The sequence below is a fragment of the Lactobacillus sp. WILCCON 0058 genome (genome assembly GCF_057198005.1).
Window position 1 is genome coordinate 2,012,710 of the sequence record NZ_JBUBHM010000001.1, and the last position, 15,113, is coordinate 2,027,822.

The 15,113-nt window shown below is 46.2% G+C and carries 11 protein-coding genes; 7 read left to right on the forward strand and 4 right to left on the reverse strand.

Annotated features, from left to right (window positions below; all coding sequences use genetic code 11):
* Positions 1-107 precede the first annotated feature (107 nt).
* A complete protein-coding gene (locus tag ACYVUU_RS09385) occupies positions 108-800 on the forward strand; it encodes a glycerophosphodiester phosphodiesterase (RefSeq protein WP_484500737.1) in 693 nt (230 codons plus the stop codon).
* A gap of 152 nt (positions 801-952) precedes the next feature.
* Positions 953-3,292 carry an SEC10/PgrA surface exclusion domain-containing protein gene (locus tag ACYVUU_RS09390; RefSeq protein ID WP_484500738.1) on the forward strand — a complete coding sequence of 780 codons (2,340 nt, stop codon included), beginning with the start codon at positions 953-955 and terminating at the stop codon, positions 3,290-3,292.
* A gap of 67 nt (positions 3,293-3,359) precedes the next feature.
* Here the strand turns inward: ACYVUU_RS09390 and ACYVUU_RS09395 are convergent, their stop codons facing one another.
* The 3 genes from ACYVUU_RS09395 to ACYVUU_RS09405 form a co-directional block, all read right to left on the reverse strand.
* Entirely contained in the window at positions 3,360-5,348 is a 1,989-nt protein-coding gene (locus ACYVUU_RS09395; protein ID WP_484500739.1) for a glycerophosphodiester phosphodiesterase family protein, read from the reverse strand.
* 145 nt (positions 5,349-5,493) lie between these two features.
* Positions 5,494-7,014, reverse strand: coding sequence for an ATP-dependent nuclease (locus ACYVUU_RS09400; protein WP_439776396.1), 1,521 nt, complete (start codon positions 7,012-7,014; stop codon positions 5,494-5,496).
* 10 nt (positions 7,015-7,024) lie between these two features.
* Complete coding sequence (locus ACYVUU_RS09405) at positions 7,025-7,732, reverse strand: VanZ family protein (protein WP_439776397.1); 708 nt, start codon at positions 7,730-7,732, stop codon at positions 7,025-7,027.
* A gap of 204 nt (positions 7,733-7,936) precedes the next feature.
* Here ACYVUU_RS09405 and ACYVUU_RS09410 point away from each other — a divergent pair, with 204 nt between their 5' ends.
* From ACYVUU_RS09410 to ACYVUU_RS09430, 5 genes are all read left to right on the forward strand, one after another.
* Positions 7,937-9,583, forward strand: a complete 1,647-nt coding sequence (locus ACYVUU_RS09410; protein WP_439776398.1) for a hypothetical protein — start codon at positions 7,937-7,939, stop codon at positions 9,581-9,583.
* Positions 9,584-9,723: 140 nt separating this feature from the next.
* Entirely contained in the window at positions 9,724-10,152 is a 429-nt protein-coding gene (locus ACYVUU_RS09415) for a GtrA family protein (protein ID WP_439776399.1), read from the forward strand.
* A gap of 108 nt (positions 10,153-10,260) precedes the next feature.
* Positions 10,261-10,710 carry a VanZ family protein gene (locus tag ACYVUU_RS09420; protein WP_484500740.1) on the forward strand — a complete coding sequence of 150 codons (450 nt, stop codon included), beginning with the start codon at positions 10,261-10,263 and terminating at the stop codon, positions 10,708-10,710.
* A 261-nt stretch (positions 10,711-10,971) separates the two neighbouring features.
* Positions 10,972-12,018: an acyltransferase family protein gene (locus tag ACYVUU_RS09425; RefSeq protein ID WP_439776401.1), complete on the forward strand. Its 1,047-nt coding sequence runs from the start codon at positions 10,972-10,974 to the stop codon at positions 12,016-12,018.
* Between the two features lie 96 nt (positions 12,019-12,114).
* Positions 12,115-13,767 (forward strand): hypothetical protein, encoded by a 1,653-nt coding sequence (locus tag ACYVUU_RS09430; protein WP_439776402.1) that lies wholly within the window; start codon positions 12,115-12,117, stop codon positions 13,765-13,767.
* Positions 13,768-13,833: 66 nt separating this feature from the next.
* On the opposite strand, the gene ACYVUU_RS09435 is transcribed toward ACYVUU_RS09430, so the two are convergent.
* Positions 13,834-15,090: a C39 family peptidase gene (locus tag ACYVUU_RS09435; RefSeq protein WP_439776403.1), complete on the reverse strand. Its 1,257-nt coding sequence runs from the start codon at positions 15,088-15,090 to the stop codon at positions 13,834-13,836.
* Positions 15,091-15,113 lie beyond the last annotated feature (23 nt).

Sequence of the window (15,113 nt, forward strand, 5' to 3'; positions counted from 1 at the left end):
AGATTTTTACAGGCAAAAGGCTTGCAAGTTGGCATAGAGCTACTATAATATGAGCCGGCAAGAGAAAAAGCAAGATTCCAGTTTAAGGATGGAGCGCAATTAAATATATGAGAACGAAGATTTTTGGTCACCGCGGTTATCCAGCCAAGTTCCCGGAGAATTCCCTGGAGGGCTTTGACTACTGCATGCATCACGGAGCTGAGGGGATCGAATTCGATGTCCACTTAACCAAGGACGGGGTGCCGGTGATCATGCATGATGAGAACATCAAGCGGACCACCAATGGCAAGGGTCTGATCAAGGATTTCACCTTGGCGGAATTGGACCAGTTCCACCTGGCCAATGGCGAGCGGATCCCCCGTTTGAAGGACCTCTTCCAGCTGACTGAAGAATCTGGCTATGCGGGCCAGCTGAATCTGGAGATGAAGACCAATAAGTTCGATTATCCAGGCTTGCCGGAGAAGATTTTTGCCCTGGCGGACCAGTTCAAGTTCAAGGAGGAGATCATCTACTCCTCCTTCAATTTGCAGACGCTGATCCACGCGCAGAAGATCCGGCCGGAGGGAAACTACAATTTCCTGACGGACAAGCGGATTAAGGATCCGGCAGCTTTTGTCAAGGAACATGGCTTTAAGGGGATTCACCCGAAGCGTTTGCTCGACACGGACACGCCGGAGCGGATCTGGACGGTAGACAGTCCCCTGCGGGCCAAAAAGATCATTGAGTACGGTGCGGCCGGCTTTTTTACCAACAAGTTCGAAGATATGATGGACCTGCGCAAGCGGGTAGCCAACTACTAACGCGAATATATGAAGAGAGTTGCCTTAACGGGCAGCTCTTTTTTGCGTGGTATATCATAAGTTAATCGCTATATCAAGTATTGTATCCGGTTCCAGTGAGTGCTAAAATCGACTTGTCCAATATGTGTTAATGAATTAAGGAATGTGTGATTATGAAGAAAATTTCGAAAAATGTTCTGCTTGTATCATCAGTCGGTTTAGCTGGGTCTGCATTCGCGGTTACTAATACCCATCCGGTATTTGCGGCAAGCAGTACTAGCAAGAAAACTACTGTTTCCAGTGACCAAGCCAAGGTTAAAAGCGCGCAAAAGAGCGTTGACCAAACCCAAAGTAAATTAACCCAGGCACAAAACGATTTAGATACTGTCAACAAAGATATGCCTCAAAAAGAGACTGAATTGGCAGATGCTAAGAAGACGACTGAAGCCGCTGATAGTAAAGTGGCGGCTGCGAATAAGAGCAACGATGCTGCACAGTCCGTTCTCAAGCAAGCTCAGTCAGCCACTGATTCCGCAAATAGCGACTACCAAAATGCCACCAAGGACAGCACAAACAAGCAAAAGGATTTGACTGACTCACAAAATAAAGTAACTGATCTCCAAAAGCAACTCACTGATGGCGAAAAGAACAATAACAACATCAACCAAAAAGTTACTGACAAGAACAAAAAGATTAGCGACAACCAGAAAACTTTGTCTAGCTTACAACAAGAAAAGAGTAAATCTGACGCTAAGCTTTCATCAGTGCAAAACGATCTTACTGAAAAGAAACAAAAGGCTGATATCGCCTCACAAACCTTGCAAACAGCCAAAAAGGATTTGGGTTCAGCAACTAGCACCAACGAAAGCTTGACCCTGCCACAAAGCTACATTGACTATGTAACTGGCAAGTCAACTGATTGGGATACTGCCAAAAAAAACCTGCAAGATGCAGTAAGCAGCCACACTTATCCATTTACTGATGGTGATGAAAACGATACTGTTTACGACGATCCTGCTGCCTTATCCGAAACTGATCAAAAACGTTTGGACTTCTACGTGAAGAGCTTGATCGATTCCGTCAAGTCTCAAGTTGGATCAACCAGCAAGCTGACCATTACTGACGGTTCACTTGAATTCGCCAAGCGTTACACGCAAGAGTACCAAAACAGCAACTATGTCTTCAGAAAGTACAATGCAATCAAGTCAGCTTCAAGCATCATGGGACTTGATGAGTATTCCGTTACTGGATATGACATTGCCGCCAACAGACAAGTTACCGGTCGGTCCATTTCGATTATCAATGGGTACATATATAACTCATATGAATTTGGGACAACAAAGATGAGTGAAATTGCCAAGGCGGCTTTTGACTTGGTAACACAAGAGCTGGCTAATCCAACTGATTACAACAATATCATCAACAACAATGGTTACTTCTCAGTTGCTGTAACTACCCAAGATGACAAGTTCTACGTCTGCCTTTTGACGATCAACCCGACTAACGCCCCAAGTAGTTTTAACACCAAGGAAGTTGTCAAGCCGAGTCAAGATGAACTTTCGTCTGCTGCTCAAAAAGCTCAAGCTGATTCGGATCAAGCAAACAAAGATGTAGAAAGCGCACAAAGCACTTTTGATCAAACCCAAGCTGAAAATCAAAAGATTAGCCAACAAATCAGCGATTTGCAAAAGAAGATCAGTGACAGTCAAGGCGATGTAGCGTCCTTGAAGAAACAGCTTACTGACACGGATAAAATTCAATCTCAAATCAAGGAGACCAAGGATTCCTTGCCAGCAAAGCAGGCTGCTCTGCAAGCTACGAATGAGAAGGTTAAAGCCACCCAAAGTAAACTTAATGACTGCAAGACTGCTTTAGCAGTCGCTCAGAAAGAAGCGGCAAATGCTCAAAGCAACTTGGACAAGGTAAAGGCTGACGCAAACAACGCACAACAAAAGCTCCAAACTGCTCAAAATGCCTACGATGAAGCAAAGAAGAAGCAAGAAAAACTGACTGCATCTGTTGCATCCCTCACCAAGAAGCTGGCCTACGAAAAGAAGCAACTGGCACACGCTAAGGCGGTCTTAGCCCTTGCCCAAAGCAAGAAATCTTCTACTAAGAAAACTCCAAAGAAGGCTACTAAGAAGTTGACCAAGAAGACTGTTAAGAAGTCCTCAAAGAAAGCAAAGTCAACCAAGAAGAAAGTCACCAAGAAGGTAAAGAAGGCCAAGAAAGTTGTTGTCGCAAGCAGTAAGTTTACTAGCTTAAAGGGCAGCAAGAAGGCCTTTGTCGGCAGCTGGAAGAAGGCTAAGTCCGTTTCCGGCTACCAGGTTCGCTACAGCACGGCTTCCTCAATGAAGAAAGCCAAGACTAAGAGCACTAAGGCAACCAAGCTTAAGGTTTCCGGTTTGAATAGCAAGAAAAAGTACTACGTACAGCTCCGCTCCTACCGCAAGCTCTCCGGCAAGACCTACTACTCTGCCTGGTCAAAGGCCAAGACTGTAAAAACTCGTTAATCTAAAAATCAAACCTAACTCCAAACAAAAACAGCTATCTCACGCTTCTACATGAGACAGCTGTTTTTTAGTTCTCAACAACGGCGCTCATCGATGATACTAATTCCGCGTCGTTTAAGGTAACCTTGTCCGCACCATTTTTAATCATATCAGTAACGGCATCATCATTCTTGTAAACCGTCCAGATCCCATAGTCCACGCCATACTTGCGGGCCGCGAGAATATCATCAAGCGTCGTCGTATCCTTATTGCGGTCAGCACCAGCCTTTAAGTGGGACAGGAAAACGTAGTCATTGTCCGTCAAGTGACGGTTGTAAATCCCCATCATGGCAATTTCTTCGCCACCAGGAATCACGTTTCTGACTTCTTCCAGTTCACCAATATTAAAGGAAATCAAGGTCGTCTGCTTCTGCATCCCTGCCTCGTTAATTTCCTTAACTACCTCTTTCAAGGCCTCCATATTGTTGATGTTCTTCAGCTCCAAAAAAGCTTCCTTGCCATACTTCTTGCAGATATCTAAGTACTGGCGCAAAGTTGGCAGATGCAGGTCATCATAAACCTGGTCCTTGTCGATTCCATCCAGCACACCCTTGATCTTGTAGTTTTCCACTTGGTCAAAAGGTATATCGTTGATCTTTTTGCCATAGTTTGGATCATTCTGACTGATATCAGTTGTTCGCGCCAAAGTGTTATCGTGCAAAATGACCAGCTTGTTATCTGAAGTATTGGCCACATCGGTTTCAATTCCCCAGATGCCGGCTTCCTCACCAGCTTTTTCAAAAGCCAGGGTGGTATTTTCCGGATACTTGGTGCTGTAGCCGCGGTGAGCGATAAACTTGACTGGCGCTTTAGCCGCGCCAGCAGTACTTTGCGTCTTCACATCAGCATTTTCTAACCGGACCAGCTTGGCAATATCCCCAATTTCGCTTTCCGAAATCTCTGCCTGGTTGCTCTTTCTCACCATGATCAAGTACTTGTAGCCCGGATCCAGGATAATCCCCTGCTTTGACCAGTTGGCCTGCACGCCAACATAACTCGGCTTTTCATCATCGGTGTACTTGAACGCCTTGATCTGGTAGTCAAAGTAATTGTCCAAAGCCAGGTACTTGCTCTGGTCCGCCTTAACATAGTCAACAGTCGTCAGTTCCTTTTTGCTTGGGTAAAAATTCCCCGCACTATCAACACCCCAGAGGCCCAGGTCCCTTTCTGGATTCGCGCTTACCGGCAGCTTGCGGTATTGGGCGTACAAGGTGACGTCTTTTAAAGCGTAACTATCGCCTAGATCATACTTTTCACCGCTGCCGTCAGCTTGCGTGTTAAAGGAGTCGAGGACGTAGCCGGGCTTACTGAAGCCTGTCTCTGGCAAGGTTGCCTTATCGCCTTCCTGCTCATGGAGAGTGATATTTTGCCCAAATCCCTGACCCGCGTCGATCTGAATCGTGTAGTTTTCCAGCTTGCGGTACTGGGCGTACAAGGTCGTATTCTTCTTAAAAGTGTAGGCCTTGCCCAGCCGGTATTTCTTCCCCTCTCCGTTTGCGGCAACGGTGTAATTTAAGAACTTATAGTCCTTTCTCTCGAAACTGGTCTTAGGCAGGGTTACCTTCTTGCCAAATGAAAAAGTCAACACTTGCCGGCGGCCAGACCCGTCATTTGCTGCCAAAGTCAGTGTTCTTTTTGGAGAAGTCACCATAACCAGACAGGTGTAGCGCTTTTTGCCGTTTTTCGCGGTAATCTTGGCTGTCCCTGCCTTAATTGCCTTGACTCTGCCCTTGGAAGAAGCTGTGGCTACCTTCTTGTTGGAACTTTTCCAAGTTGTTTTCTTCTTGCTGTTCTTCAGATACAGGCGGGCAGTCTTTCCCTGCAGCAAGCTCAGCTTTTTCTTATTTAAAGAGACTTTTGCCTTTTTGACTTTCTTGGCCTTCTTGCTCCTTTTCGCCTTCTTAACTTGCCGTGTGGCTTGCACCGGCTGCAGCGGTTCAAGTCCTTGCCCCAGTCCCAAAGCCAGCAAAATCGCTGAGGCCAGCAACAACTTTTTTCTATCTTTCCGTTTCTTCAAAAAATTCACTCCATTTTCTTTTCCTGTTTATTAGATCAACACTTCTATTCTAGCGTATTTTGCCTAAATAAAACAAAACCAATGAACAAATCGCCTTTTGTCCATTGGTAAAATTTAATCTTGATTTATGTATAGTTGCTTTATGCTATATTTCATCGATAAAGCGGTCAATCTGCAGGAAGTATTCCACCAATTCCCGGTGCTTTTGCCCGTCTTTTTCATAGTAGTCCTGCAGATCAGCCAAATCCATCTGCTCCATCAGCTTGGAAGCAGTCTTATCCTTGCTCCAGCTCTGATGGCGCTGTTGCATCAGGTCATACATGTGCTGCTTAACGTCCTCGTAGGGCTCAAAGATATGAGTCTTCTTGCCTTCTTTAAAAACCAGATAGTTCTCAATCTCCCGCTTAAAAGTAGCATGGATATGGTCCTGCATCCCCGGGTATTTTGCCCTAATCCGGTGCAAGTGATGCTGGCTCTGCTTGGCTTCTGGCGTCCCTTTATCTGAATCAATCAAGATGAACCAGGGCTCATTTAGCTTAGAAAAAAGGTCAAAGTTCAGCCAGGCTAATAGACTTCCGCATCCCCCAACCGGCAAGATGAAGAGCCCTTTTTCAGCAAAAGTCGCCTCTACCATTCCAGCTTCATACATCCACTGGTTGATCTTGGTCACGAAACGAACGTCTTCCTGTCCTTCCACCAAGAGAACGCAGCGGGACTTGACTGCCCGCTGGTCTGCCGCCAGGCCCAAGCTGCTTGACGCTTCCGCCAAAATCTGGTTGTCACTTAAAAGCTGCTGCTGGCCGGCAACCTTCTTAATAATCTTAGTCCCTTCCAAAGGCAGAAGACCCATTAAGTGCGGCGTGCGCGGGATCAAAATAACCTGCTTGTTCTTGGCAACCAGCTTCAACAAAGCTTGAGCGAGCAAGGTCTCATCATCTTCTGACAAATCATTTGCTTCAAAGGCATAGACCACGTTGTCAATATTTGCGTTTTCGCTTTGGGCCAAAAGAAAAGACAGTATAATCCGGCTGACCTTGGCGGTCCCGCTTACCCCAACTTTTTCCTGCTGCTTGATCAATTCAGCCAAGTCTGGATCTTGAAAGACAAATTGGGGAGCCGGCTCGCCTAAGTCCCGGTAATTGGCCAAAAGCTGGGAAAGATTGCGGCCCAAACGTTCATCCAAGTAGTCCTGGATCTCCTTGATTTCGGCCGCCTTGTCGCGGATGGCGCTGCGGACCACAAAATTCAAAGGACTGGATGCCTTTGATTCTTCATCAAAAAAGACATACATCGGCATGCGGGCTAAAAGCTGCCGGTAATGTCCCCTGTTCTGGTCAGTGACAGCCGTAAATTCTCCTCCGCCTTCCGCGAAGCTATCACTTTCTTCAAGATATTGCTTGAGGTCAAAGGACTTTCTGATGGCAAAATCATCAAAGTAGCAAGTAATCGCAATTTGCCAGTCCCCAGCCTTGAGGGCTTTCTCATTAAGGTCCTGCAGTTTCAAAGGGCGCTTAGCCAAGGGACCGTTGAAAAAGATGTCCAAGGCCCGCAGAATGGTCTTCTTGCCAACTTCCCCTTCGCCCAAGAGACTGGTCAAGGGGGCAAATTTCAACTTAAAATTGCGATAACCGCGAAAGTTATGCAGCTCAACCGCGCGCAGCAACATGGTTTGCTCCTTAATCGGCTTGGTCGCCGTGTCTTTGCCGGTAGTCCTTCCGGCTCATCTTAACCTTCGGTACCTTTTCAGTTGGGTTGGCCAGTTGCCGGCTGACCCGGTCCAGGCGGGCAGCTTCCGCCTCCCCTTTAGCTTCAGCTTCCGCGTGTTCCCGGGCTTTGCGGAGTTTTCTTGCCTGGATGTCCCGCATCCACAAGGTTGGCATGATCGATACGGCTCCTAAGAAGGCACCGGTAGTGTTGGCGATCATGTCATTGACATCATACGTCCCCAGCCCGGTCAACCGCTGGAAATGTTCAATAAACCAGGACAGGCAGAAAGCCATAAAAGTGGTGATCATAATGCTGTGCAGCCACTTGGACCAGGATGGAATAATATAGCCCAAGGGCACAAAAAGCAGCACATTCATCAAAAAGCCATAGCGGCCGCCATAGTTTGAGCTGGCAAAAACTTTTTTCAGCCCCCACTTCCAAAAGGCCGGGTCTTCCAAGACCTCAGAGCTAGCGGCCATTTTCACCGGGTGCTGCCAGTAGTAGACGGCAGCCGTCAGCATTCTTGAGGCAAACACATAGTAAATTAATGCACAGCCATAGACAATCGTCACTACCAACCGCAAAAATGAGTTGCCCGTGCGGATGGCCCAATAGCCGGCAACCACACAGGCAGCAATGACCACAAAGCGGATCAGCAAAGCCAGTTCATGATACATTCTTTTTCACTTCCCCTTACGAATTCCTTTTTACATATTTTATAACAATCAATTAGCTACCACAAAATTTAATAGTCCGCATATTGAAATAAAGATATTTTTTCTTCTCCATTCAGTCTTCAATTGTTTTATAATATTTTTAGTAAATGCTGTTAACTAATATATTATTGAATTTGAACGTTTTTCAATGGAAAGGAAAAAGTTATGAACAGAATGCACTTCTCCTCCGGGAAGAAACTGCTGGCTGCTGGGGCTTTAGCTCTGGCTTTAACAGCCGGCGCTGCCCAGACAAGCCAATTCAAGGCTTTGCTACCGGGTAATGGCGAAGCCAAGGCTTTTTACGTGCCTACTGACGCTGAATGCCGGTACGTTATCAAGAGCCAGGCAGATATTGACAAGTTCTTTAGTCAGAATATCTTCGTCAGAGACTCCCTGCTTGAATTCAAGTTTGAAAACTCCACTCCGATTAAGTTTCCAAAAGACGATGACTTGAAATTGATGCGAGGAGTCAAGTTTGACTTCACCGGCAAATCAACCGGCAACATTGACTTCAACGGGACCAAAATGATGATCAACCGCCGTTACGGCACCAAGAAAAAGATTGACTGGAATGCCGACTGGCCAGAAACTGTCAGAACCAGCTGGACGGTTGAAGGTGACCACAAAGGTCAAGTCATCTCCAACTTAAACGTTTATGGTTCTATTGAAGGATCTGTCAACTCGAAAGGTGTCGTAACTTCTGACTACAATGGCGGTCTACAAGTTTCCATGCTCCACACCAAGAACGTAACCTTCAAGAATATGAACTTCCACCAAGTTCATTACTACAACCGGCATGTCTTTGACGTCATGGGCTGCACCAATATTACTTGGGATGGTTGCCGCTTCTACGGCTACGCTGGTTCTGGCTTCAACCAGGCTGGCTGGAATGCTATTTATTCCAAGAACAAAGATCCTCATGGCGTCTACTCAGAAGCTATTGAGCTTGGCGTTGCCACTAAGGCAGACGCTGGTGGTGACCCAAACGTTAATGAATCTATTTTTGGTAAAAATATGTACGACGGGGCTGGTACTCAAAATGTCACGATCAAAAACTGCTATTTCGGGCCTGAAAAGAATGGCTTGACTGGTGGTGCCATGATCAATGGCTTAGACAAACGAGCTACCTTCCCTTATGGATCATCTGTTGGTAACCACAGTATCGATGATGTAAGCAAGAAGTCACACTACAAGAATCTGAACGTTACTAGTACTACTTTTGAAAACACTGCAGTAGCCACCAACACGACACCGACTTACTACAAGCACATGGCGCCTGTTCACTACCGCTACTCACCACTTGATACTCCTGCCCAGGTCAACTCCTTGACAGCAAGCAACAATACCTATATCAACGTTCTTGACCGCGGAGACAGTGGTATTCCAGATACTTTAAGCGGACAAAATCGGCCGGTCTACAAATTAGATCTGGGTCTGCATAAGGCATGGTTCCGGAATGCGCCTGTTTACCTTGCGACAGTTTCAAATAACTTCGCAAAGTTGAACTCACATGGCAGCAAGTACACCAAAGTTGTTTTGGCAAGTTCAGTTAAAAAGACCGCTCCTAAGAAGACTACTAAGAAGAAGGCCGCAACGAAGACTACTGCTAAGAAGTCAACTAAGAAAACTAGCAAGAAGAAAGTAGCTAAGAAGAAAGTAGCTAAGAAGACTACTGCCAAGAAAGCAACTAAGAAGGCTGCTAAGAAGACAACCAAGAAGGCTACTGCTAAGAAGACAACTAAGAAAAAGACTGCTAAAAAGTCAAGCAAGAAGAGCAAGAAGAGCACTAAGAAGACTTCCAAGAAGAAGTAATTCTTCACTCTAACTCTCAAAGTCCGTCAGCAAGGCTGGCGGGCCTTTTCTTTGCTCTGCATCCCAGTACAATTTGTGTTATCATTTTCTACGGTATTTTTGAAAAATCGTTATTATCAGCAACAGAAAGAAAAACAAACATGGACAAAGAAAAATTCAACGAATTATGGGACAAGTACAAGGACATCATCCCCTACGTCTTCTGGGGCGTCATGACCACCCTGGTCAACATCTTCTCCTACTGGCTTTGCAACAGCATTTTCAAGTGGGATATCATGCCGGCAACGATCATGGCCCAGTTCCTGTCGATCGTTTTTGCCTACTTGACCAACCGCAAATGGGTTTTCCACAGCCAGGCTTCCACCTTTAAGGAATACGCCAGCGAAATCGCCAGCTTCTTCGCGGCCAGAATTGGGACTGCCCTCTTGGACATGGCCATCATGTTCATCTTCGCTGAACAAATGCACTTAAATAGCATGATCATCAAAATCCTGGCCAACGTGGTCGTCGTTATTGTCAACTACGTGGCTAGCAAGTTCTGGATCTTCAAATCCAAAGACTCAGAATAACTCATTTGGATTAATTGCTAAGAAATGGTAATTATTCCGGCTAAAAGTTTCAACTAGTGCATTTTCGTGTTAATCTTGTAGGCAGTTTAACAGAGAGGAAGGGTGAAAATGCGGAAAAGAAATATGATTTTAGCCTTTTTGGGATGTCTGGGGTCAATCCTCTTGATCAGCGGCTTGACTTTCCAGAATTCCAGCCAGTCAGCCCAGCTGACCTTGAAGTTTGTCAACTTGTTTGAGAAGGTCCATTTTCACTTAACCGGTACTATGGTGGCTGAGTATCCGATCTACCACATGATGCGGAAGCTGGCCCACACGGCTGAGTACTTCCTGCTCGGCGCCAGTGCCTGCTACTTCTTCAGCCGCTGGCAAAAGCGCTATGCCTGGTCAGCCCTGGCCCTGTCAGCCGCCTGGTCTCTCTTTGACCAGACCAGCAAGCTGCTGGTTCCCGGCCGGGAATTCGACCCAACCGACTTTCCTTTCGACATCGCCGGCTACCTGCTCGGGATCGGCTTGATCCTCTTGCTCCAGCGGCCATGGGCCAAGCGGGCCGTCAACTAAGGCGCTAATACAATTTGCTAATTACTAAAAAGAGTGCTTTCGCGGCACTCTTTTTTCATCTTCAACAATTCCTTGATTCATCATTACTAAATTCGAATTATCATAAACGGCTAAAAATCGTATAATATGTATTGTTTAACATTTACAGTCAGAAGAAAGGAAAAATTACTAACCCCTCCGCATCCAAAAGATCATACTTTCCTCTCGTCAACAGGCGATACTTTCACAAGAGAATGCGGCGGAGCATTAAAGGAAAGCTTAATGAAAAAGAACAAATTTACAATTAGCTGGGGAGACTTCAGCCACTACCGAAGCAATATGTTTGGCCTTTCGATCATTGGCATCATGGTCTTCCACTACTTCGAGCATATTCGCAGCGCCCACCTGCTCATGGCATCAGAGCAGTTCTGGGACTATTATATCGGATCAACCGGAGTGGACTTCTTCCTCTTTTTGTCAGGAATGGGACTTTTCTATTCCTTGACTAAAAATGACGATATTCGCCAGTTCTACAAGAAAAGGCTGGTCAGAATCCTGCCAGCCTACCTGCTTGTTTCAGTGCCATTTTTCGTCTGGCGGGACTTTATCCACTTGCATACAGGCGTTTTAACCTTTACCAGAGACCTGCTTTTCCTCAATTTTATTGATCATGGTGACACAACTTACTGGTTCATCTTCTTTATAATCGTGATGTACCTGCTTTTTCCCCTCTTGTTCAAATTCTTGGATACCGCGAGCCAGGGAAAAAGATTTCTCCGCCTCTTGGCCGTGTTAACCATCTATGCCCTATTTTCCTGGGGGCTTTTCACCTTGAATCACGTAGTCTTTGACAACGTGGACATTGCCTTGTCCAGAGTGCCGATTTTTGTTCTGGGCTGCTACTTCGCGCCCCGAATTAAGAAAAATGACCGCTTTACCATCTGGCAGATTATCCTCTTTGTGCTCGCGACAGCACTATTGATGTACTGCAAGTACAATATCCACTTTGGCATCTGGCTGCCCCTTCCTTACTACATCCGCTTGACTAACAGTCTTTGGGCCTTTCCACTGATGATCATTAGTCTTTATCTCTGCAAGCTGATCAGCCTCACCAATTTCCTACAAGGCTTTGTTAAAATTTCCGGAGCCTTGTCACTTGAACTATACCTGGGCCACGTTTCGGCGCGGATTTTTCTCACTGCCCACCACATGTCCTTGTACATTCTTTGGCAATACCTGGTCATGATCGTCCTCTCCTACCTGGGCAGTTTCCTCTTGAAATGGCTGGAAAACAAGATCCAAGGCCGGCTCTTGCCGCCATCGCGTTAAAAATAGAAAGATATAGCATCAAAAGAATAGAAAGGTATTTCTAAATTGGATATAAAAAATAATCTCCACACTAACAGCGAGAGCAACCCGCGTAAATTGAATTTGATTTACCTGGGCCTTTTGCTCTTCGTTACTTTACTGACCACCCTTTACCTGGCCAGCACGAAGGCGATCTTTGCCTTCTCAGACTGGACCTTCCACGCCGCGCGGGTAGAAGAAATCTACCTAAATCTCAAATCTGGCTCCTTCTTTACTTTTATCGCGGCCAGAACTTTCCACAACACCGGAGCTGCTTCTTTCCTCTTTTACCCATATATTTTCTTTTATCCATGGGCCTTCCTGCGTTTTGTTCTCTCTCCGGTCAACGCCTTTTACGCTTGGTATGCCCTGGTAACCTTTGCCACGGCCGCAATCAGTTACTTCTCCATGAAGACATATTCCCAAAAGTCCCTGGCCAGCTTCATCTTCTCCCTGGTCTATACTTTCGCCCCTTACCGGCTCTACTTGGGCGGAGCAGTCTTTGGCGAATACCTGGCTGTAACCTTCCTGCCCCTGCTTTTTCTTGGCATCTATGAAGTCCTGTGGGGCAATAAGAATAAATGGTACCTCTTGGCCATTGGCGGGGCGCTGATTGCTTATGCCCACATCCTCTCAGTTTTTTTGAGTCTGGAATTTGCCGTGATCCTCTTCATCATCAAGCTGATTACAAGCCGCGGCATCAGCGAAGATCGGCTTAAGTCCCTGTTTTTGGCTGCCAGCGTCTGCATCTTTCTGGTTTTACCAGTGATCGTTCCATTTTTCACTGACTTTATCGGTCAAGGGCTCTCCAGCGCTAAGCCAGGCATCAACTATACCATAGGGCCACGCTACCTACTTCTCAACTCCTTCTCAGCCCAAAAGGGCTGGAAGCTGAGCTTCATGCTGATGCTAACAATTTTTACTGCCTGGGCCTTTATTAAAAGCCGAAGGAACTGGATCATCTATGCTTTGGGCCTCTTTGCCTGCTTCTTAACTACCCGCTACTTCCCTTGGAAGCTCACTGCTGGCTCGCCTTTTGAAATGGTCCAGCTGACTGCCCGCTATCTTTCTTACGCTTCACTTTTCTTAACCATCCTTTTTGCCTTGGGTAGTAACGACGTACTTGAAGAACATGTGGCCGACCGAAAAAAGCTTGCCCTCTGCTGCAGCCTGGCCGTCTTCATGGCTCTCTTCTCCCTCAGCTCCCTTTCAGTTTACCGGGATACCTTGAAGCGTGTTAAAGACATGCCGAAAACCAGTGCTAACAGCACCCAGCCGGCACCATTCAATCGCTTGCGTGACTATAACTATTACAACCAGTTCAATTACAAGATTCTTTTCGGAGCCTTTGACTACATGCCAAAGAGCTCACTGACCAGCGTTCAGAAGCAAAATTCCCTCTTGATACACCAAGCCTACCTTAATGGCAAGACTTTAACCTTGAGTCCTTCAATCAAAGCCAATCAAATTACTTACCAAGTCAAGAGTGAAAAAGCAGCTGATATTGACTTGCCAGTAATTGCCTACAAGCACACCACTGTCAGCGTTAACAAGCAAAGCCGGCCATTCCACCGCGGAAATCGAGGAACTGTGGTTGTACAGATCAACCGCGGGCAAAACATTGTCGCGGTTAGTTACAAGGCTAGTCCTGTCCTCTACTTAAGTATCGTCATCAGCATCATCAGCTGGCTCGCCTTACTTATCTACCTATTCAAGTTCAAGACAAAATAAATACAATAGCAAAGCATTGAAAAAAGAGTACGCGAGAAATCACGTACTCTTTTTGAATATAGCCGATTAGTTCATCATGATCGTACCGTTGTTTGAACCGCCAGTTGATTCTCTAGTAACAGTCGAAACCGGAACCCAGGCGATAGCGCCATAGTCGTAGGCATTTCTGTGACTAGAGCCGCTGCCAGCGCTATAGTAGCATGGGTCATAAACTAGGAAGCGGCCGTTCTTGTAACCAGCGATAACCTTAGCGTGGTGCTTGCTGCGGAAGTAAGTTTCATAGCTTGAAAAACCGTAATAAATCACTGGGTGCCCGCTCTTTACGACAGACTCGATCTTTGCCATGCTGCTACCAGTAATGTTGGTAAAACCGCCGTCAAACTTCTTCATGTAGTTGGTTAAGCTTGATGCTGACAGCAAACCGTGGAAGTTGGCAGTTGAGTAAACGCCGCCGTATTGCGGCAGATTGTTATAGGCGTATCTCATGTTGAAAGACCGGTTCTTGATGCTCAAGAGAGTTGCTGAAGACGCGACCGCGCAACCTTCTGGCGCGTAGATTGGCGTAAACTGGCTGTGCCAAGTTGGGGCGTGTAGGACACCGCTTGACAAAGCGTAGTAGTCTCTGCCGCCGACAAAGGCAAACTTTTTGATGAACATAGCGCCGGTTTTCTTGTCAAAGTAGTAGCCCTTGCCCTTGATCTTTTGGTAGCCCGTCTTTCTTTGCCCGTTTGAAGCGTAGTACTTCTTAGATTTGCCAACGGTTTGCAGGCCTGTAGTCATACAAGCGTTCTTCTTGCTGAAGTAGTAACACTTGCCATTGACCTTTTGTTCACCGTATTGCAACTGGCCGTTCGTCGCGTAATAAACCTTATACTTCTTGGTAGTCTTTTTCTTGTACTTCGTCTTGATCAGCTTGCCGCGCTTCTTGACCCACTTGTAGGCTGTCTTGTAAGACTTCTTAGAAACGGTTTGAAAACCAGTCTTCATCGCGCCAGACTTGTCAGCGAACCAATACCAATGACCGTCGATCTTCTTCTTGCCGTAAACCATGTGACCACTAGCATCATAATAAACGGTCTTCTTTTGCTCAGCAATCGTCTGGAAACCGGTCTTCATCGCACCGGTTTCATCATCGAACAGGTACCAGTTGCCATCAACCTTCTTTTGCCCATGGACCAAATTTCCACTAGCATCATAGTAGACTGTTACACCGTTTTCCGTAACAAAACCGCTCTTTTCCACCGCTTGAGCTTTGGTGGCCGCAAAGGCGGTCAAGCTGCCGGTAAGCAGAAGAGCAGTCAATAAGCTATAACCTTTTTTCACTTTTCCATTTCCTTGTTGCAAAC

Bases quoted from the DNA above. Each gene is read 5' to 3' on its own strand.
- ACYVUU_RS09385 (WP_484500737.1), top strand. From the start codon at position 108: ATGAGAACGAAGATTTTTGGTCACCGCGGTTATCCAGCCAAGTTCCCG.
- ACYVUU_RS09390 (WP_484500738.1), top strand. From the start codon at position 953: ATGAAGAAAATTTCGAAAAATGTTCTGCTTGTATCATCAGTCGGTTTA.
- ACYVUU_RS09400 (WP_439776396.1), bottom strand. From the start codon at position 7,014: ATGTTGCTGCGCGCGGTTGAGCTGCATAACTTTCGCGGTTATCGCAAT.
- ACYVUU_RS09405 (WP_439776397.1), bottom strand. From the start codon at position 7,732: ATGTATCATGAACTGGCTTTGCTGATCCGCTTTGTGGTCATTGCTGCC.
- ACYVUU_RS09410 (WP_439776398.1), top strand. From the start codon at position 7,937: ATGAACAGAATGCACTTCTCCTCCGGGAAGAAACTGCTGGCTGCTGGG.
- ACYVUU_RS09415 (WP_439776399.1), top strand. From the start codon at position 9,724: ATGGACAAAGAAAAATTCAACGAATTATGGGACAAGTACAAGGACATC.
- ACYVUU_RS09420 (WP_484500740.1), top strand. From the start codon at position 10,261: ATGCGGAAAAGAAATATGATTTTAGCCTTTTTGGGATGTCTGGGGTCA.
- ACYVUU_RS09425 (WP_439776401.1), top strand. From the start codon at position 10,972: ATGAAAAAGAACAAATTTACAATTAGCTGGGGAGACTTCAGCCACTAC.